Annotated in this window: 17 protein-coding genes; 6 read left to right on the forward strand and 11 right to left on the reverse strand. The window is 68.6% G+C overall.

The window, feature by feature from the left end; all coding sequences use genetic code 11:
* Positions 1-26 precede the first annotated feature (26 nt).
* The 10 genes from ACI2JO_RS18200 to ACI2JO_RS18245 form a co-directional block, all read right to left on the reverse strand.
* Entirely contained in the window at positions 27-1,577 is a 1,551-nt protein-coding gene (locus ACI2JO_RS18200) for a methyl-accepting chemotaxis protein (RefSeq protein WP_404722018.1), read from the reverse strand.
* Complete coding sequence (locus ACI2JO_RS18205; RefSeq protein ID WP_404722019.1) at positions 1,574-1,894, reverse strand: hypothetical protein; 321 nt, start codon at positions 1,892-1,894, stop codon at positions 1,574-1,576. The genes ACI2JO_RS18200 and ACI2JO_RS18205 overlap by 4 nt, the downstream gene beginning before the upstream one ends.
* A 66-nt stretch (positions 1,895-1,960) precedes the next feature.
* Complete coding sequence (locus tag ACI2JO_RS18210; RefSeq protein ID WP_404722020.1) at positions 1,961-2,479, reverse strand: GNAT family N-acetyltransferase; 519 nt, start codon at positions 2,477-2,479, stop codon at positions 1,961-1,963.
* 8 nt (positions 2,480-2,487) lie between these two features.
* A complete protein-coding gene (gene fabI, locus ACI2JO_RS18215; protein WP_404722021.1) occupies positions 2,488-3,291 on the reverse strand; it encodes an enoyl-ACP reductase FabI in 804 nt (267 codons plus the stop codon).
* A gap of 13 nt (positions 3,292-3,304) precedes the next feature.
* Positions 3,305-4,258 carry a YihY/virulence factor BrkB family protein gene (locus ACI2JO_RS18220; RefSeq protein WP_404722022.1) on the reverse strand — a complete coding sequence of 318 codons (954 nt, stop codon included), beginning with the start codon at positions 4,256-4,258 and terminating at the stop codon, positions 3,305-3,307.
* A gap of 6 nt (positions 4,259-4,264) precedes the next feature.
* The gene (locus ACI2JO_RS18225) at positions 4,265-5,224 is read right to left on the reverse strand and encodes a DnaJ C-terminal domain-containing protein (protein WP_404722023.1); all 960 of its coding nucleotides are present in this window, start codon (positions 5,222-5,224) and stop codon (positions 4,265-4,267) included.
* Between the two features lie 60 nt (positions 5,225-5,284).
* Positions 5,285-6,172, reverse strand: a complete 888-nt coding sequence (locus ACI2JO_RS18230; protein WP_404722024.1) for a transglutaminase N-terminal domain-containing protein — start codon at positions 6,170-6,172, stop codon at positions 5,285-5,287.
* Between the two features lie 30 nt (positions 6,173-6,202).
* Complete coding sequence (locus ACI2JO_RS18235) at positions 6,203-8,587, reverse strand: circularly permuted type 2 ATP-grasp protein (RefSeq protein WP_404722025.1); 2,385 nt, start codon at positions 8,585-8,587, stop codon at positions 6,203-6,205.
* A 156-nt stretch (positions 8,588-8,743) separates the two neighbouring features.
* Positions 8,744-11,146: a DNA ligase D gene (ligD, locus tag ACI2JO_RS18240; protein ID WP_404722026.1), complete on the reverse strand. Its 2,403-nt coding sequence runs from the start codon at positions 11,144-11,146 to the stop codon at positions 8,744-8,746.
* Positions 11,147-11,170: 24 nt separating this feature from the next.
* Positions 11,171-12,019, reverse strand: a complete 849-nt coding sequence (locus ACI2JO_RS18245; RefSeq protein ID WP_404722027.1) for a Ku protein — start codon at positions 12,017-12,019, stop codon at positions 11,171-11,173.
* Between the two features lie 129 nt (positions 12,020-12,148).
* Here ACI2JO_RS18245 and pdxH point away from each other — a divergent pair, with 129 nt between their 5' ends.
* Genes pdxH through ACI2JO_RS18260 form a run of 3 tightly spaced genes read left to right on the forward strand, consistent with a single transcriptional unit; the run spans position 12,149 to position 14,480 of the window.
* Complete coding sequence (pdxH, locus tag ACI2JO_RS18250; RefSeq protein WP_404722028.1) at positions 12,149-12,730, forward strand: pyridoxamine 5'-phosphate oxidase; 582 nt, start codon at positions 12,149-12,151, stop codon at positions 12,728-12,730.
* On the forward strand, positions 12,727-13,674 hold the full coding sequence (locus tag ACI2JO_RS18255) for a cation diffusion facilitator family transporter (protein ID WP_404722029.1): 948 nt from the start codon (positions 12,727-12,729) through the stop codon (positions 13,672-13,674). Before pdxH ends, ACI2JO_RS18255 begins: the two co-directional genes overlap by 4 nt.
* Positions 13,675-13,685: 11 nt before the next feature.
* Entirely contained in the window at positions 13,686-14,480 is a 795-nt protein-coding gene (locus tag ACI2JO_RS18260) for a PhzF family phenazine biosynthesis protein (RefSeq protein WP_404722030.1), read from the forward strand.
* A 3-nt stretch (positions 14,481-14,483) separates the two neighbouring features.
* Here the strand turns inward: ACI2JO_RS18260 and radC are convergent, their stop codons facing one another.
* A complete protein-coding gene (gene radC, locus ACI2JO_RS18265; RefSeq protein ID WP_404722031.1) occupies positions 14,484-15,173 on the reverse strand; it encodes a DNA repair protein RadC in 690 nt (229 codons plus the stop codon).
* Positions 15,174-15,283: 110 nt separating this feature from the next.
* Here radC and ACI2JO_RS18270 point away from each other — a divergent pair, with 110 nt between their 5' ends.
* Genes ACI2JO_RS18270 through ACI2JO_RS18280 form a run of 3 tightly spaced genes read left to right on the forward strand, consistent with a single transcriptional unit; the run spans position 15,284 to position 18,948 of the window.
* A complete protein-coding gene (locus tag ACI2JO_RS18270; RefSeq protein WP_404722032.1) occupies positions 15,284-18,355 on the forward strand; it encodes a YdbH domain-containing protein in 3,072 nt (1,023 codons plus the stop codon).
* Between the two features lie 23 nt (positions 18,356-18,378).
* Complete coding sequence (locus tag ACI2JO_RS18275; protein WP_404722033.1) at positions 18,379-18,567, forward strand: YnbE family lipoprotein; 189 nt, start codon at positions 18,379-18,381, stop codon at positions 18,565-18,567.
* A 9-nt stretch (positions 18,568-18,576) separates the two neighbouring features.
* Positions 18,577-18,948 (forward strand): YdbL family protein, encoded by a 372-nt coding sequence (locus tag ACI2JO_RS18280; RefSeq protein ID WP_404722034.1) that lies wholly within the window; start codon positions 18,577-18,579, stop codon positions 18,946-18,948.
* Positions 18,949-19,075: the final 127 nt, after the last annotated feature.

The following is a 19,075-nucleotide window of genomic DNA, read 5'->3' on the forward strand; positions in this document are numbered from 1 at the left end:
TTACGGACGACCCAGGGACAGGCCCGCTACCCCGCCGCCGCGCGCTCGCACGTCAGGAATGCCACGAACCGGTTGGTCGATCCGTGCAGATCGCGCGCACTCGTCGCCAGCGCGCTCGCGCTGTTGCGCACCGTTGCCGACAGTGTCGAGGCCTTGCCGACCGTCTCGACCAGCGCGCCGATCCCGCCGCCGATCGCCTCGGCCATGTCCGCCGCGCGCGTCGCGCCGCCGTCGACCTCCAGCGCGCTGTTCCGCTGTTCGACCACCGCCACCGCGATGCCGCGTGCCGCGCACGACACTTCGGCGATCGCCTGCGTCACGTTCCGCAGCTTGTTGCCGGTATCCGCCACACCCTCCCGTATCCCGGCGATGAGCACCCCGATCCGGTCGCTCGCGCGCGTCGTGTCGGCGGAAAGCGCCTTCACCTCGCCCGCCACCACGGCGAAGCCGCGTCCCGCATCGCCCGCGCGAGACGCCTCGATCGTCGCGTTGAGCGCCAGCAGATTGGTCTGCGCCGCGATCCGGCGGATGTCGGCGAGGAAGCCCTCGATCTGCACCGCCTGCTCCTCCAGCATCGCGGCGGTCTGCACGCTGCGCTGCGCTGCGGTGCTGACCCCGTCGGTCAGCTGCGTTTGCCGTTCGGCGGCGACCGCGATCGTCTGCACCGATTGCGACAGGTCGCGGACTGACGTCGCGACCTGCGCGATGTCCGCCGCCGCCTCGGTCGCGCGCATCGCGGTCGATTGCGCGTCGCCCCGGGCGGTCGCCGTGCCGCCCTCAAGCTGGATGGCGGCCTGTTCCAGCTGCTCGCTCGCCTGCGCGATCCCGCCGACGATCGACGTGACCGAGCGTTCGAACTCGCCCGCCAGCATGATCAGTTCGCCGCGCCGTTCCAGCGCCGCGCGGGCAGCCTGATCCTCGCGCGACTGCCGCTCGCGCGCTGCGCGCTCTTCGGCGAGCCGCGCCATGTTGAGCGCGCTTTCGGTGGCCTTGCGGCCGTCCTCGGCGATCGCGGTCAACTCGCGTGCGCGGCGCAGGCTGCGCTCCTGCGCGGCGAACAGCCGCTCCAGCATCAACGTCACTACCGTCAGCGCACCGAACTGCAAACCGACCGCGACGACATGGAACAGCACCCGCGCCAGATCGCCGCTGCCATCGAACACCCAGTCCGGCGCGAACCATTCGAGGAGCAGGTGATGCACCGCGGTCAGCCCCGTGGCCAGCAGGATCGGCCGCCAGTCGGCAAGCACCAGCAACGCCGCCATCGCCACGAAGAAATACATGTGCGCGTCCATCTGCCACTCGCGCCCCTGCAGGAGGAAGACGAGCAGCGCCGGCAGGACCGAGGCCAGCACCCCCATCGTCACGCGCGCTGCCGCGTCATGACGTCCGAGCACCATCATTGCGGTCGGTCCGATATTGGCCAGCAACCCGACCGCCAGCACGACCGGCAGCTTTCCCCCGCCGATCAGCACGTCGCCCATGCACAGCCCGGCGAGCACGATCCAGCCGGCCCAGGCCCAGCCCCTGACGCCGAACATGCGCATCCGGTCGAGCGGATCGAGCTGGCCGGTCATGCGACAGCCGCCTGTCTGGAGGGAGAGCCGCACCCGGCGGGCGGCGCGGCCAGCATCAGCATTCGCCATGGCCGGCGCTGCGCCGCCAGCCGGGCACGGCTGCCGACGACCACCAGCGAGCCGCGCAGCGGTCCCGCGCCGAGCAGGGTCGCGCCTGCTGACAGCGCCACGCGTGCCGTGGCATTGACGTCGCGATCGACCATTGGAACCAGCAAGATGCGCCCTTCGGCCGGCGGATACAGGCTCATGACCGCGAGCGCGGCGACGCCGGCGCTGGCCTGTGCTACGAGTAACAGCCGGTCGTAACGGTGATCCATCCGCTAGCTTGTAAGAATTGGTACTTAACGTATGGTAATTGGGGCAAAGCTTTTTGCGCGCCCCGCTTAGCCCAGCCGCGCGAACGCCGCCGCGTGCGTCGCCGCGCCACGCTCCCCGCACGGCATCAACCCGCCCTGCACGGGCACGGCCATCAGATGCTCGCCCGCATAAGGCGAGTCGAAGTTCTTTGCGAAATCGGCATGGAAGCCGAAACGTTCATAGAAGCCCGGTTCGCCGAGCACGAAACAGAGGACGACCTGCGCCGCCTCGATGCGCTCGATCCCGGCGTGGATCAGCGCCTCGGCGACCCCTTGCCGCCGATAGCCCTCCGTCACCGCGACCGGTGCGAGCGCGACCGCGGCAATCGCCTTGCCGCCGACATCGACCGCCATCCGGCTGAACGCCACCGCGCCGACCAGCGCGCCGCTTTCCTCGTCCGCGGCGACCATCATCAGCACCATATCGCCGTTGACGCACAGCTGCCGGACCAGGTCGGCCTCATCGGCGCGCGGGAAGACCGCGCGCAGCAGCGCGTCGATCGCGGCGACGTCGCCGCCCGCCGCCGGACGGATCGCGATCGTCACCGCCGTCCTTACGCCAGCGCGATGTCTGGCGCGTCCTCGGCTTTCATCCCGATCACGTTGTAACCCGCGTCGACATGGTGGATCTCACCGGTCACGCCGCTGGCCAGATCGGAGAGCATGTAGAGCCCCGCGCCGCCGACATCCTCGATCGTCACGGTGCGGCGCAGCGGCGCGTTCAGCTCGTTCCATTTGAGGATATAGTTGAAGTCACCGATCCCGCGCGCCGCCAGCGTCTGGATCGGCCCGGCCGAGATCGCATTGATACGGATATTGTCGGGGCCGAGGTCGACCGCCAGATATTTGACGCTCGTCTCCAGCGCCGCCTTCGCCACGCCCATCACGTTGTAATGCGGGATGACCTTCTCCGCGCCGTAATAGGTCAGCGTCAGGATCGAGCCGCCCTCGGGCATCATCCGCCGCGCGCGCTGCGCCACCGCGACCAGCGAATAGGCCGAGATGTTCATGGTCATCAGGAAATTGTCGAGCGTGGTGTCGTAATAGCGGCCGCGCAGCTGCGACTTGTCCGAAAAGCCGATCGCATGGACGACGAAGTCGATCGTCGGCCATTCCTCCGCCAGCGCCGCGAAGGTCGCGTCGAGCGCGTCCATGTCCGCGACGTCGCAATCGAACAGCCGCGCGACGCCCAGTTGCTCGGCGAGCGGGCGCACGCGCTTCTCCATCGCCGCGCCCTGATAGGAGAAAGCAAGCTCCGCGCCGGCCTCGCTCAGCTTCTTGGCAATACCCCAGGCCAGCGACTTGTCGTTGGCCAGCCCCATGATGAGCCCGCGCTTGCCCGCCATCAATCCGTTCACGCGTGTACCTGCATTATGATTCACCCTGTCCGGCCCCCTCTACAACCGGTTCGGGCGGCTCCGCCAGTGCCGCGTTGAGATGCGCGCCGAACACCAGTCCCAGCCCGATCAGATAGAAGAACAACAGCATCACCACCACACCCGCCAGGCTGCCGTACGTCAGGTCATAGCCGCCGAGCTGCGACAGCGCCCACGGCAGACCCGCGGTCATGCTCACCCACCACAAGGTCGTGAACAGCGCGCCCGGCCATTTGCGCGCGTCGCTGCGGCGATATTTGCCCGGCGTCACCGAATAGAACAGCATGTACAGCGCGCCGAACATGATCGCCGCCGGCACCAGACGCGCGATGTTGAGCCACTCCGCGACATGCTGCGCGACCGGCAGCAGGCGATAGATGAACTGCTCGGCGGCGGTCAGGATACCCTGCACCAGAAAGGCGAGCAGCGCGATCACCACGGAGGCGATGATCGCGATGCTCAAGCCGAGCCGCGCGCGCCACAGCGACTGCGACGAGCGCGTGCCATACGCCTTGCGGAAGATGTCGCGGATCGTCTCGGCGAAGCTGCCGACCGTCCACAGCCCGACGAGCGCACCGAACCACAGCAACGGCCCGGTCCGCGCCTGCAGGACATTCGCGATCGGCGTCCGCAACACCTCCGCCACGTCGCGCGGCAGCACCGACAGGAAGCTCGCCAGCCCGTGTTGCACCTCGCTGCTCTGTCCGAACAGTGAGGCCACCGCCGCGGCGACGATGAAGAACGGGAACACCGTCATCAGCGCGAGATAGGCGAGGTTGCCGGCGTGGATGAACCCGTCGGTCCACACGCCGATCATCGCGCGCTTGAACACCTCCCACGCAAAGGCGCCGGGGCGGAGATGGGCGAGCTGTCGGTCGAGCCGGCGCCGTGCCGCGCCGTGATGGCGCGCGCGATCCTCAGGCGTCAGCGAAAGGGGGGCGTCGGTCACGCATCCTCAGACGCCCATCGCCGCGCGCGGGTTCCCGCCGCCGTCCCAGCCGGCCACGAACGCCTTCAGCGCCGCATCGTCGGCCGGCACGTCGACGATCAGCGTCACCAGCTGGTCGCCACGCTCGCCGCCTTTCCGGTGAAAGCCTTTTCCCTTCAGGCGCAAAGTCTTGCCGGATGTTGCCCCAACGGGCACCGTGATCATCACCGGTTTGTCGACCGTCGGGCACTTCACCTTGCCGCCCTCGACCGCTTCCTTCAGCGTGATCGGCAGATCGAGCCGCACGTCGTCGCCGTCGCGCGTGAAGTAGCGGTGCGGCTGGACCTCGATCGTCACGATCGCGTCGCCCGCGCCGCCGGGGCCGTCGTCGCCCTTGCCGGCGAGCCGCATCTGCGTGCCGCTGTCGACCCCGGCGGGCAGCTTCAGGTCGATCGTGCTGCCGCTCGCCAGCGTCACGCGCTGCGGCGCGAGCGTCGCGGCATCGGTGAACGGCACGCGCAGCGAATAGGCGACATTCCCGCCCCTGGGCGGCGGCTGCCGCCGGCCGAACCCGCTCGCGAACCCGCCGCCCGCGCCACCGCCGGCGCGCGCACGCCCGCCGCCGAACAGCCCCTCGAAAATGTCGCTCATGTCCGGGCCGCCGGCAGCGCCGCCCATCCCGCTCATGTCGAAGCCCTCGGGCCGGAACCCGCCATTCCCGGCCTGCCCGCGCCCGCCCGCGCCGAACCCGAACGGCGCGGCCGGATTGCCGTCGCCGTCGATCTCGCCACGGTCGAACCGCGCGCGCTTGTCCTTGTCGGTCAACAGGTCATAGGCGCTGGTGACCTGCCCGAACTTCTCCGCCGCCTTGGGATTGTCGCGGTTGCGGTCGGGATGCAGCTCCTTGGCGAGCTTGCGATACGCTTTCTTGATCTCCGCCTCGCTGGCGCCGCGCGCCACGCCCAGCGTCGCATATGGATCGGCCATGTCGTCCCCGGTTGGTGTGTTACTCGCCTATGTGGGGCAGCGTCGCGCGAAGCGCAATCGTTACGCAGGCTCCCCGATCGGTGCGACGTCGACGCTGACCTCCATCGCCTGCGCGCCCGATCCCAGCACCACGCCGTCGACCGGCGCGATCTCGGCATAGTCGCGCCCGATCGCGACGACGATATGGTCGCCCGCCATCCAGATGCCGTTGGTCGGATCGACCCCCACCCAGCCGCGCACCGGTCCGCACCAGATCAGCACCCAGGCGTGCGTCGCATCGGCGCCGACCAGCCGCTCCTGACCGGGCGGCGGGATGGTGCGGATATAGCCCGAGGCATAAGCGGCCGGCAGCCCGGCGGCGCGCAGCCCCGTCAGCATGATCTGTGCGAAATCCTGACAGACCCCGCTGCGCTTGGCGAACGCCTCGTGCGGCGGCGTGTCGACCAAGGTCGCGGTCGGATCGAACGCGAAGTCGCGCTGGATGCGCCGCGCCAGCGCGATCCCGGCCTCCATCACGTTGCGATCGGGCGAAAGATCCGGCGCGCAGTAATCGGCGATCGCGCGGTCGAGCGGGATCAGCGGCGAGGGGAACAGATACGCCGCCGGCCCCGCCGCCGACACGTCGCCCGACGCGCGGGCGAGCGCACAGACCTCGGCGATGGAAAGATCGCTGGCGTCGGGCACCGGCACCAGCCGGTCGACGGTGATCCGCGCGACACTCTCGATCGTCAGCCGCCGCACGCGCTCGTCGACCACCAGCCGCGTGACATGCGCCAGCCCCGCCTCGGCATAGGCCGCGGTGGTCCGCCCGGACGGCGCGACGTGCAGCGCATAGTCCTCCAGCTTCTGCCCCGGCCAGTCGATCGGCTTCAGCCGCAAATTGCAGCGCGCGAACTTGACCGCATTGCCATAGTCGAAGCGGGTGATGTGGCGGATGTCATAGCGCATCGGTCAGGCCCCGAACGATCATTTTGCCGATCACGCCAGCGTCAACCCGCTCGCCCGCAACGGCTCCGCGCCCTGCAGGAAATACCGCCGCGCGATCGCCTCCGAGAGCCGGAACAGCCGGTGCTCGATTTCCGACAGCGTCTCGGGATCAAGCAGCGCCGCCTGCGCCGGAGCGACCAACGCATGCAGCTCGGTCGCCTCGATCTGCTGCGGCTCGGCCATGCCGTCGTCGTCGAGCACCGGCAGCGCGGCGAGATGCTCGCGAATCCGCTCGACCTGGAACGCCAGCGCGCGCGGATTGCCGGGATCGAGCACGGTCAGGTCGACCACCGGCACGCGCGCGATCCCGGTCAGATAGCGCTGGCGATAGCTGATCTGGCTGTCGGCGAGGTCGAGCAGGGTCGACAGGTCGCCCGCCGACGCGCCCGTCATTCCGAAGATCCGCGCCGCGCGCGTGATGGCGCGCGCGCGCTCGATCCGCCGCCCCAGATCGTGGAACCGCCACGCCGCGGTCCGCCCCATATGCTCCGCCGACAGACCGGCAATCGCGGCATAGCGGCGCTGAAGCGATCCGGCGCGGTCGAGCATCCCGCGATGCGTCGGGAAGGGTGCATCGAGCAACCGCACCATGTCGACCGACAGCCGGTCGCGCGACCCGCCCGCGATCCGCTGCGCATGGGTGTTGATCGCCGCCACCGACTGCCAGCCGTCGCGCGCCTCCATCGCCGTCCGCGCGAACGCGATCAGGTCGGCGCGCCGGAAGCTGGCCGGGGCAGGGGCCGCGCCGCTGTCAACGATCTCGGCGACCAGCTTGGCGATCGTCGCCTCGTCGGGTGCCGCGCCGGTATCGGCGTCGATCGAATGGCCCAGCATCACGCGGATCGCCGCCAGCAAGGCCTCGCCGCGCTCCAGATAGCGCCCGAGCCAGAAGAAATTGTCCGCGACGCGGCTCGGCAGCGTGCCCGGATTGCGCCGGATGTGCAGCGAATCCGGTGCGGGCAGCAACGACACCGGCGACACCGGCTCCGCCCCGTGCACGCAGACGTCGGCCGACCACGTGCCTTCGCCCAGCACCGCCGCGCGCGGATCGGGATGCTCGCCGATCCGCGCGAACCCGCCCGGCAACACCTGCCAGTTGCCGTGCGCATCGCGCGCCGCGAACACCCGCAACGTGAACGGGCGCGGCTCCAGCCGGTCTTCGATGATCACCGGCATCGTCGAAAGCCGGACGATCTCCTGCCCGACATAATCCTGCGGCCGCCGCGTCAGGTCGTCGAGGAAGGCGGCGCGCTGCTCCGGCGTCAGATCCGCGCCCGCGACCGGCGCATCGCCGGGCAGCCCCAACGTCCGCGCCCCGAACGCCGGCGACAGCAGCATCGACCCGAACTCGCCCGCGACATGCGCCGTCTCGCGCGGCTGCCCGCACCACCAGGTCGCGATATTGGGCAGGATCAGGTCCGCGCCGGTCAACCGCGTGCTGAGCTGCGGCAGGAACGCCCCGAACGCCGGGCTCTCCAGCACACCCGCCCCCGGCGCATTGGCGAGCACGACATTGCCCTGCGCCCACACGTCGATCAGCCCCGGCACGCCGATCCGCGAGTGCGAATCGAACGCCAGCGGATCGAGCAACCGTGGATCGAGCCGCCGCCACAGCGCATCGACGCGTTTCAGCCCCGCGATCGTGCGGACGTAGAGCCGATCCTCCAGCGCGGCGAGATCGTCGCCCTCGACCAGCAACAGCCCCAGATAGCGCGCCAGATGCGCCTGTTCGGGATAGCTCGGATTGTAGCGCCCCGGTGTCAGCAGCCCGATCCGCGGATCGCTGCGCCGGCACGCCGCCGCGAGCCCCTCGCGGAACGCCGCGAAGAACGGCGCATGACGGCGGACGTTGAGCCGCGCCTGCAACCCGCCGAGCGTGCGGCTGACCGCGAGCCGGTTCTCCAGCGCATAGCCCGCACCGGTCGGCGCGCGCAGATGGTCGGCGAGCACGCGCCACTCGCCCGACGGACTGCGCCCCAGATCGATCGCGACGAAATGCAGATGGTGCCCACCCGGCGGCGCAAGCCCGACCAAAGGCCGCAGGAAGAACGGGCTGCCGGTAACGAGCGTCGCGGGGAAATAGCCGCGCTCCGCCAGCGTCGACGGGCCATAGAGATCGGCGAGGATGGTTTCGAACAGATCGGCGCGCTGGACGATCCCGCGCTCGATCAGCGCCCATTCCTGCGCCTCGATCAGCAACGGCATCGGGCTGACCGGCCACGGCCGCTCGCTATCCTCGCCGATGATGCGGAAACCGGTGCCGATATCGATCGCGTGCCGCTGCACCCGCTCGCGCGCATGGCCGAGATCGTCGCCCGCCACCGCGGACAATTCCTCCAGCACGGCCAGCCACGGCGCGGCGGGACCGGCGCGCATCGTGTCGGACGAGGTGCCTGCGTAATCGTCGAAGCGGCGGCGGGCGAGGGTGCCGGGGTCGAAGAGGGGCTGCGTGGCCAGCGGTTCCTCCTTCAGCCAACTGGCGGCGACCCTAGTGCCGGGATTGGCTGACGCAATCGGAATCGACCGATCCGCTCAAAGGTCCGGCAATATCTGCTCCGCCACGCCCCAGCCCTTGAGCGATCGCGCGTTGGCGCGGGCGATCAGTGTCTCGGCATCGCCGACGTGCCAGTGCCCGGCGCTGTCGAGATCGCGCAGCTCGGTCCACGACACCGGCGCCGCCACCGGCGCACCGGCGCGTGCCCGCGCCGCATAGGGCATGATCGCGGTCGCGCCACGCTGGTTGCGCAGATAGTCGATGAAGATCCGTCCCTTGCGCTTCGCCTTGCTCATCACCGCCACGAACCGCTCCGGGTCGGCATGGGCGAGGGCCCGCGCGAACCGCTCGGCGAAGTCGCGCACCGCCGGCCATTCCGCCTTGGGGGTCAGCGGCACGACGACATGCACGCCCTTGCCCCCCGATAACAGCGGGAAGCTGACCAGCCCCAGTTCGGCGAGCTGCTCCTCGAGGTGCGCCGCGGCGCTCTTCGTTTCCTCGAACCCCAGTCCCTCGTCGGGGTCGAGGTCGAACACCATCCGATCGGGGCGTTCGAGCGCGTCGACGCGCGATCCCCAGCCATGAAATTCGATCGTCCCCATCTGCACGCACGCGACCAGCCCGTCGGCGTCGTCGACATACAGGTAGTTTTCGGTGCTGCCGTCCTTCTCGCGGATCGGCACCTGATGCACGGTGTCGCCGAACGATCCGGCGTCATGCTTCTGGAAAAAGCATTGCCGCGCGCGGCCTTGCGGGCAGCGCACCAGGCTGATCGGTCGATGCCCCGCCCATGGCAGCATGATCCCGGCGACCGCGGCGTAATAGTCCGCCAACTGCCCCTTGGTGATCTTTCCCTCCGGGAAGATCACGCGGTCGCGATTGGTGACCTTGATTCGCGACTCGACCTTGGGTGTGGGGGCGGGCGTTTCGACGACGACTTCCGCCGCCGGCTTGTCGCCGCGCAGCCCGATGAAGCTGGAATGGCGCAACACGCCATCCGGCGTGGTTTCCGCAAAGGCGACCTCCGCGACCAGCGCCGGCTTCACCCAATGCGCGCCTTTGACCGCGACTCGCGGCGCATCGACCGTCGGGGTCTTGCGTGAGAGTTTGTCGAGCCGCGTCCGCAGATCGTCCATCGTCGCCGCATCGAAGCCGGTACCGACCTTGCCGGCATAACGCAGCGTGTCGCCGTCATGCACCCCGAGCAGCAGTGACCGCAGCCCGCGCGACTTGGTGGAGGGCAGCCAGCCGACGATCACGAACTCCTGCCGCCGGATGCACTTGATCTTCAGCCACGCCGACGTGCGCCGCCCGCGATACGGCGCGTCGGCGCGCTTGGACACAACCCCTTCATAGCCCTCCCGGCACATCGTCTCGAACAATTGCTCGCCGGACCCGACGATATGTTCGGAAAAACGCAGCCGCTCCTCGCCGTCTCCGACCAGCGTGCGGAGCCGCTCCTTGCGCGCGACATTGGGCCGGTCGCGCAGATCCTCGCCGTCGACCTCAAGCAGGTCGAACGCGAACAGCGTCATCGCGCCGCCCGCGCCGATCGCATCCTTCAACGTCGAGAAATCGGGCCGGCCATCCTTGAACGCGACGATCTCGCCATCGATCAGCGCGGTCGTCGCCGGGAGCGCGGCGGCGGCTTCGGCGATGCCGGGGAACTTGTCGCTCCAGTCGAGACCGCTGCGCGTAAAAACCTTCGCCTTGCCGCCCCCGACCGCGACCAACGCGCGATAGCCGTCGTATTTTACCTCATGTATCCACTCCGCGCCGGTCGGAACGTGATCCACGAGCGTACAAAGCTGCGGCGGCTCATAGGCGGGCGGCTTGCCTGCCTTGCGCCTTTTTGCGGGCTTTTGTTTCTTCCCCTCGGCGATCTCCTGCATCGTCCGCCCGGTCGAAACGCTGGTCAGCGCGGTCTCCACCAGCGTGTCGGTGCCGCCGGCCTCGGCATCCTCGATCTTGCGTAACAGCCAGTTTTCGCGCTTTTCTTTGCCGCGCGGTCGCAGCCGGATCAGCAGCCACTCGCCCTTCATCCGCTCGCCGTCGAGGATGAAGTGGAGGTGCCCCTTGTCGATATCGGCGGCGCTCTTGCCCTTGACCGGCGACCACGTGCCGCGGTCCCACAACATCACCGTCCCGCCGCCATATTCCCCCGCCGGAATCGTCCCCTCAAACGTCTGATAAGAAAGCGGATGATCCTCGGTCCGCACCGCCAGACGCTTCTCGTTCGGGTCGAGGCTCGGCCCGCGCGTCACCGCCCAGCTTTTCAGGACGCCATCAACCTCCAGCCGGAAGTCCCAATGCAGCCGGGTAGCGTCATGTTTTTGGACGATAAAACCATTGCCCTTGCCCGGCGCGAGCGTCCCGGCGGGCTCTGCGGTCTTCGCGAAATCGCGCTTGGCATTATAGGAGGCGAGCGGATCGGTTGTCACGCGACCCTCCGTCCGGCGTCGCCCTCAAGCACGCTTTTTCGCCGTCGGCTTGCGTGCCGGTGCCTTCTTTTCCGCAGGTTTGTCCTTTCCTTCCATCGACTTCTTGAGCGCGGCCATCAGATCGACGACGTTCGAGCCCGAGCGCGTGCCCTCGTCACCCTTGTCCTCGATGATCTTGCGGCCCTTTGCCTTGCGCTTGCGCTCGATCAGAGCCTTCAGCGCGTCGACATAGCGGTCGTGAAATTCGGCGGGATCGAACGCGGCGGCCTTCTTCTCGATCAGTGCCTCGGCGAGGTCGAGCAGTTCGGCGTCGGGCTTGTCGTCGGGAATGTCTCGGAAATATCCCTGCGCGCGGTGCACCTCGTCGGCATAGCGCAAGGTTTCCAGAATCATCCCGCGTCCGCACGGCTTGAGGCTGACGACATATTCGCGCCCGCGCATCGCGAGCTGCCCGAGTCCGACCTTCTTGGTCCGGCGCAGCGCCTCGCGCAGCACGATGAACGCCTCCTCGGCGAGATCGTCGGCAGGGACGACGAAATAGGGCTTCTCGTAATAAAGCACGTCGATCTCATGCGCATCGACGAACTGCGTCAGCTCCAGCGTCTTCTTCGACTCGAGCTTGACCGCGTCAATCTCGTCCTGTTCGAGCAGGACATACTCGCCCTTCTCGATCTCGAAGCCCTTCATGATCTCGTCGGTGTCCACCGGGCCGACGCCGGGCGCGACCTTTTCATATTTGATCCGCTGCCCGCTGGGTTCGTGGATCTGGTGGAAGGCGACCTGCGCACCGGACTTGGTGGCGGAGTAGATTTCGACCGGGATCGACACCAGCGCCAACCGGATCTGCCCCTGCCAATATGCGCGCGCCGCCATCGATTAAGACCCTCGTTGCGAGAGCGATTCAATCGCCGGGCGGGGACACGGTTCCGCCGGTTGATCTGTGTCTAGGCGGTGCCGACGACAATGATGACCTTTCGATCCGATGGCGGTAAGAGCGCCGGCATGGCCGACGATCCTTTTTCCCTGTTCGACCGCTGGTTCGCCGAGGCGCGCGAGAGTGAGCTGAACGACTCCAACGCGATGGCGCTGGCCACCGCGGATGCGCACGGGCGACCGTCAGTGCGGATGGTGCTGCTGAAGGGGCATGGGCCGGACGGCTTCGTCTTCTACACCAACCGCGGCAGCCGGAAGGCGGGCGATCTGGCGGCCAATGCACAGGCGGCGTTGCTCTTCCACTGGAAGTCCCTGCGTCGGCAGATCCGCATCGAAGGCGCGATCAGCCTCGCCAGCGATGCGGAAAGCGACGCCTATTTCGCCAGCCGCGGGCGTGATTCGCAACTTGGCGCCTGGGCATCGGAGCAATCGCGACCGCTCGACGAGCGCGCGACGTTCGAGGCGCGTTTTGAAGAAATGAAGGCGCGCTTTGACGGGCATGACGTGCCGCGACCGCCACATTGGGGCGGCTACCGCGTCACGCCCGATCATTTCGAATTCTGGCACGACCGCGCGCACCGGCTGCACGAACGACGCATCTTCACGCCGGACGGACAGGGCGGATGGACTGAAGGACTGCTGTTCCCATGACCCGCGACGAACGCCGCCGCATCATTCCGCTCGCGATGCGCGCCGCGCTGGCGAGCGTGGCGATGGCCTGCACCCTGCTGATCGTAAAGGGCTATGCCGCGTGGCATACCGGATCGATCGCGATGCTAGGCAGCCTTGCCGATACCGGACTCGACCTGCTCGCCAGCCTCGTGACGCTATATGGTGTGAAGCTCGCCGCCGAGCCTGCCGACCACGATCACCGCTTCGGGCATGGCAAGGCGGAGGCACTGGCCGCGCTGTTCCAGGTCGTGCTCATCACGGCGTCGGCGATCGGGATCGCGGTGCAGGCGATCCGGCGCTTTTCCGATCCGGTCGCCAACGAGGATGCCGGGCTGGGGATCGGCGTTTCGATAGCGGCGATCGTCGCCACGTTCGCGCTGCTCGCCTATCAGCGCAGCATCATCCGCCAGACCGGCTCGATCGCGATCATGGCCGATAACGTCCATTATCAGTCGGATATGCTGCTCAACGTCGCGGTGATCGCGGCGCTGGTGCTCGACCAGTATGTCGGTATCTCGGGCGCCGACCCGGTGTTCGGGATCGCGATCGCCGCGTGGCTGGCATGGGGTGCGTTCCAGGCGTCGAGCCAGGCGATCGACATGCTGATGGACAAGGAATGGCCCGAGGCGCAGCGCGCCGCCTTCGTCGAGGTCGCCGCGCGCCAGCCGGGCATCCGCGGCATCCACGACTTCCGCACGCGCCGTGCCGGCAGCCACGACTTCGCGCAATTTCACATGGAGGTCGACGCCAGTCTCTCGGTGCGCGACGCGCATGACATTGTAGAGCGAGTGGAATGCGCGCTGCGCGAAACCTTCCCGCGCGTCGAGACGCTGATCCACCTCGATCCCGAAGGTCATATCGATACCGACAATCCGCTGGTCGAGGCGGACGTGACGCCACACTGGTTCTCGAAGCGCCTGTAAGAGCCGCCGCGATGCGCATCCCGTTCACGCAGGTCGATGCCTTCGCGGCGCAGGCGTTCGGTGGCAATCCGGCGGCGGTGATGCCGCTGCCGTCATGGCTCGACGACGCGACGCTGCTGCGAATCGCGCAGGAGAACAATCTGTCGGAAACCGCTTTTCTGGTCTCCGATGCCGGCGGCGCGGCCGACTATGAACTGCGTTGGTTCACGCCGGCGGCGGAGATCGCGCTGTGCGGCCATGCGACGCTTGCCGCCGGGCATGTCGTGCTCGCCTCCGATCCCGACCGCGATGCGGTGCGATTCCGCACGCGGCAGTCGGGGGTGCTGGAAGTGACGCGCGACGGCGCTGGCTACGCGCTGTCGCTGCCGGCCCTTGCACCTGCGCCACGCGACATGCCCGCGATCGTCGCCTCGTTGCGTGTCGATGCGGTCGAGACCCTGTGGCACGACGGCGGCTATGCCGTCGCTGTGCTGGCCGACGAGGCGGCGGTGCGCGCCTGCTCGCCCGATCAGGCGGCGCTTGCCGCACAAGGACGGCTGCTCGTGATCGTCACCGCTCCCGGCGATACCAGCGATATCGTCAGCCGGGCGTTCACCCCCGCCTTCGGCATTCCCGAGGATCCCGTCACCGGCGGCGCCCACGCGGTGATCGTGCCGTATTGGGCGGTGCGCTTGGGGCGAGACAGCTTTTCGGCATATCAGGCCAGCGCACGTGGCGGACGCCTCGGTTGTCGCCTCGACGGTGCGCGGGTGGTGCTCAGCGGTACTTGCATCACCGTGATCGAGGGCACGTTCCTGCTGCCCTGATCGTCAGATCAGCCCCTTGGCACGCAGGCTGACCTGCCCGTTGAGCCCGACGATCAGATGATCGTGGACCGCGATATTCAGCGGCTTGCCCGCCGCGACGATCGCGCGGGTGATGTCGATGTCGGCGCGGCTCGGCGACGGATCGCCCGACGGATGATTGTGGACGAGGATCAACGCCGCCGACCCGAAATCGAGCGCGCGCTTGATGACCTCGCGCACGTGCACCGCCGCTTCGTCGATCGTTCCGCGCGCCATTATCTCGTCACGCACGAGCATGTTGCGCGTATTCAGATGCAGAACGCGGAACCGTTCGACCATGTCATGCGCCATATCGGCATGAAGATAATCGGACAGCGCCTGCCAGTTCGCCAACACCGGCGCTTCGCGCGTGCGGGTGCGGACCAGCCGGATTGCGGTGGCGTGAGCGACGCGGACCGCCGCGGCGCTGGTCTCACCCATCCCGGGAACGCGCGCCAGCGCCGCGGCATCGGCCGCGAACACGCCCGGCAAACCCCCGAACTCACGCAGCAACGCCTTGGCGAGCGGCTTGGTATCTTGTCGGGGGATCGCGAGCGCGAGCAGATATTCGAGCAATTCATGGTCGAGCAGCCCGTCGGGGTCGGCGAGCAGGCGCGCGCGCAGCCGGGCGCGGTGTCCCTTCGCATCCATCGTGCGCGTCTCGTTGTCGGCCATGCGCGCCGGACTAGGTCGGTTCGCCCCACCGCGCAATTGCGCGGCTCGCGCATGCTGCCCTATGACAGCGAGACGATGACCGAAGCAGGCCAGCAACCGACAGGGCGCGCGTGAGCGACGCAGGCCGGCGCATGGCGATGGCGGTATCGGTCGTGGCGCTCGCGGCGGGCGGCGGGTTGTGGCTGTCGCGCGTACCGATTGCGACGCGGGTGATCGACAAGGAACTGGCAGCCAAGGGCGTGCCCGCGCGCTACCATATCGCCGATCTGGGGCTGGGCCGCCAAAGGCTGACCGATGTCGTGATCGGCGATCCGGCGCACCCCGATCTGGTCGCAGACTGGATCGAGACGCAGACCGATCTGACGCTGTCGGGGCCAAAGCTGATCGCGACGCGCGCCGGGCACGTCCGCGTCGCTGCGCGGCTGCGCGATGGCAAGCTCTCGTTGGGGACGATCGACCGGTTGTTGCCGCCGTCCTCCGGCGGACCGCTGACGCTTCCCGCGCTCGACGTCGATGTCGCCGATGCACGGATTGCGCTCGACACGCCTTATGGAACTGCTGCGTTACGGCTGAGCGGGCGCGGACGGCTCAACGACGGCTTTCGCGGGCGGCTCGCTGCGACGGCGCCGCTCCTGACGGTGGCAGGCTGCCGGATCGGTGGGCTTCAGACCGACATGGCGCTGCGCGTGACCGCAACCGCCCCACGCGTCGCCGGACCGGCAAGAGCGTCCACCATCGCGTGCAAAGGCGTGGTGGCACAGGCGATGGCGGGGGATCTCGATCTCGGGCTGTCGCCGCACTTAGACCGCTGGTTCGGGCGGGCGCAGGTGACGGCGGCGCGGGTCCGGAGCCCGGCGGCGACGCTTCGCAACGTTAATCTCGCAACGCGCTTCCGCGGCGACGCTGCCCGCACCTCCGGGGTTGGGACCGCGATGGTCGATGGTGTGCAGACAGTGACGGCGAGCAGTGGCGCGACCGACTGGCACGGTCAGTGGCGACTGTCGAACGGGCGCGCGACGCTGGCGGGGCGGCTCACCGCGCAGCATGTCGCACTGGCCGCCGCGCGGCAGCGCGCGATGGCGACCCTTGGCGCCGTCGCGGCGGGGCTGCCGGTCGCGCCGCTGGTGGCGGGTGCGGCGCGCGACGCGGCGCGCGCGAGTCGCGACATGCAGGTCGTCGCCGAACTGGCGCTGACGACCGGCGACCGCACGCTGCTGACGATCGAGCGCGGTCGCGTCACCGCCGCGACGGGGGCGCACGCGGCGCTCGACGATGGTGCGGTAACGGTCGGACACCCGGATGGCGTGCAGCTTGCCGGACGGCTGACGCTGGGCGGCGGCGGGCTGCCCAGCGCGACGATGCGAATCGCACAACCGGCACCGGGCGCGGCGATCAGTGGGTCGGCGCAGATCGCGCCTTATGCGCGCGATGGTGCGGCGCTGTCGCTGACGCCGGTGCGCTTCACGACCGGCGGGCAGGGCCCGACGCGCATCACGACCGAGGCGACGCTCAGCGGCCCGCTGGCGGGCGGACGGGTCGAGCGGCTGCGCGTGCCGATCGCCGCACTATGGGATCGGCGCGGGCAATTGACCGTCAACCGCGACTGCACACCGATCGGGTTCGAGCGGCTGGCGGTCTCCAGCCTGAGGCTCGATCGCGCCGCGTTGCGACTGTGCCCCATCGGCGCGGCGCTGGTCGCGGTCAGGTCTGGCGGGGTGAGCGGCGGGGCGCGGCTCGGCGCGACCCGGCTCGACGGGACGCTTGGCGGATCGGCGTTCCGGCTCGAAACCGCCGGGGCGATGCTGGCGCTGGCCGAGCGCGGCTTCGTGCTGACCGATGTCGCGACGACGATCGGCACCACCCGGATCGCGGCGACCCGCCTCGCAGGTCGGGTCGTGGGCAGCGGAGCGCAAGGCACGTTCGCGGGTGGCGGCGGGCAGATCGGCACGGTACCGCTGTTGATGAGCGCCGGCGAGGGAAACTGGCGGTTCGATGGCCGACGGCTGACGCTGCATGGCGCGTTGCGGGTCGCTGACACTGCCGCAACGCCGCGTTTTCAGCCGATGGCCGCGCGCGACATCGCCTTTGCGCTCGACGGCGACGCGATCCGCGCGACCGGCGATCTGATCGAGCCGACCACCAACACCCCGGTCGCGAAGGTGACGATCGATCACCGCCTGTCGCAGGGCAGCGGTGCGGCGACGCTGGCGGTGCCCGGCCTAACCTTTGCCAAGGGTTTCCAGCCCGAGCTACTGACGCGACTGACCTTCGGGGTGATCGCCGACGTCTCGGGCACGATGCGCGGGCAGGGGGAGATTCGCTGGACACCGCGCGGGGTCGACAGCACCGGCACCTTTTCGACCGATGCGATGAACCTCGCCGCCGCGTTCGGCCCGGTGACGGGGCTTGCGGGGACGATCCGCTTCACCGACCTGCTCGGGCTGGTGAGCGCCCCCGATCAGGTCGCGACCGTCGCTTCGATCAATCCCGGCATCGCCGTCACCGACGGGCGCATCATCTACCGGCTGCTTCCCGATCTAAAGGTGCAGGTCCAGACGGCGCGCTGGCCGTTCGCGGGCGGCACGCTGACCCTTGACCCGACCGTTCTGGATTTCGGCGCAGAGGCCGCACGGCGGATGACGTTTCGCGTCGACGGCATGGATGCGGGCAAGTTCCTGCAGCAGTTCGATTTCTCAAACCTCAACGCTACCGGCACGTTTGACGGCGTGCTGCCGATGATCTTTGACGAGCAGGGCGGCCGGATCGCGGGTGGGCGGTTGACCGCGCGCGAGGGTGGCGGGTCGATCGCCTATCTGGGCGAGCTGACCAAGAAGGATCTCGGCGTCTGGGGCAACCTCGCTTTCCAGTCGCTGCGTTCGCTGACCTATCGCAGTCTCGACGTGCAGATGAACGGGCCGCTGGCGGGCGAGATGGTGACCGGCGTCAGCTTCACCGGGATCAAGCAGGGCGCGGGGGCGAAAAGCAACTTCCTGCTCCGCCGGCTGACCCGCCTGCCGATCCGCTTCAACATCACGATCCGCGCGCCGTTCCGCGGGCTGATCGATTCGGCGGCGAGCTTCTACGACCCGCAGCGGCTTGTGAAGCGCAACCTGCAGGCCTTGATCGACGAGCAGAACCGAAAAACGGGCGTTCAGCCGCCCGCAAGCGAGAATGTACCATGACGGCAACAGGATTGACGAACGCGATGCGCCCTACAACCTATGCTCTGATGGCGATGTTGACGCTGGCCGGCGGATTGGGAGGATGTGTGAACATCTCCGCCCCCGACAAGCCGATCCAGATCAATCTCAACATCAACGTGACGCAGGAAGTGGTGTACCGTCTCGACAATGACGCCAAGTCGCTGATCCAGCAAAACCCGGGGATTTTCTAAGCCATGCGTATGAAGAGCCTTGTCCTGATCGCTGCGCTGGCTGCGGTCGCAGTGCCGGTTGCCGCTTGGGCGCAGCGCGACCCGGCCTATGCGGCTGCGCGTGCAGCGGGCGAGATCGGCGAGCAGCCCGACGGTTATCTCGGCGTTGTCGGCAGCGGCTCGGCGTCGCTGCGCGCCCTCGTCAGCAACATCAACATCCAGCGGAAGGCGGCCTACACGCAAAAGGCGCAAGCGTCGGGCGCGACCGTCGAGCAACTCGCCTTCACCAGCGGCTGCAACCTGATTGCACAGACCAGGCCGGGCGAGAAGTATCGCACGCCGGACGGTTCGTGGGAGACGCGCGGCGCCGGCGCCCCGCAACGCGACCCCCGCTGCGTCTGACAGGAGAGCGGGCCGAAGGCGGCCCCCTCGATCCCGTCGCCCCTGCGCAGGCAGGGGCCATGTCTGCGTCGTGCGTCGCTGCGGTCTGACACATACGCTGCCCGCCTTGTGTCAAAAGTCTCCCGGC

The organism is Sphingomonas sp. NPDC079357, from assembly GCF_044901155.1.
Classification (GTDB): Bacteria; Pseudomonadota; Alphaproteobacteria; order Sphingomonadales; family Sphingomonadaceae; genus Sphingomonas.

Coding starts and splice junctions, on each gene's coding strand:
- ACI2JO_RS18200 (WP_404722018.1), bottom strand. CDS start 1,577: ATGACCGGCCAGCTCGATCCGCTCGACCGGATGCGCATGTTCGGCGTC.
- ACI2JO_RS18205 (WP_404722019.1), bottom strand. CDS start 1,894: ATGGATCACCGTTACGACCGGCTGTTACTCGTAGCACAGGCCAGCGCC.
- ACI2JO_RS18225 (WP_404722023.1), bottom strand. CDS start 5,224: ATGGCCGATCCATATGCGACGCTGGGCGTGGCGCGCGGCGCCAGCGAG.
- ACI2JO_RS18230 (WP_404722024.1), bottom strand. CDS start 6,172: ATGCGCTATGACATCCGCCACATCACCCGCTTCGACTATGGCAATGCG.
- ACI2JO_RS18235 (WP_404722025.1), bottom strand. CDS start 8,587: ATGCGCGCCGGTCCCGCCGCGCCGTGGCTGGCCGTGCTGGAGGAATTG.
- ACI2JO_RS18245 (WP_404722027.1), bottom strand. CDS start 12,019: ATGGCGGCGCGCGCATATTGGCAGGGGCAGATCCGGTTGGCGCTGGTG.
- pdxH (WP_404722028.1), top strand. CDS start 12,149: ATGGCCGACGATCCTTTTTCCCTGTTCGACCGCTGGTTCGCCGAGGCG.
- ACI2JO_RS18255 (WP_404722029.1), top strand. CDS start 12,727: ATGACCCGCGACGAACGCCGCCGCATCATTCCGCTCGCGATGCGCGCC.
- ACI2JO_RS18260 (WP_404722030.1), top strand. CDS start 13,686: ATGCGCATCCCGTTCACGCAGGTCGATGCCTTCGCGGCGCAGGCGTTC.
- radC (WP_404722031.1), bottom strand. CDS start 15,173: ATGGCCGACAACGAGACGCGCACGATGGATGCGAAGGGACACCGCGCC.
- ACI2JO_RS18275 (WP_404722033.1), top strand. CDS start 18,379: ATGCGCCCTACAACCTATGCTCTGATGGCGATGTTGACGCTGGCCGGC.
- ACI2JO_RS18280 (WP_404722034.1), top strand. CDS start 18,577: ATGAAGAGCCTTGTCCTGATCGCTGCGCTGGCTGCGGTCGCAGTGCCG.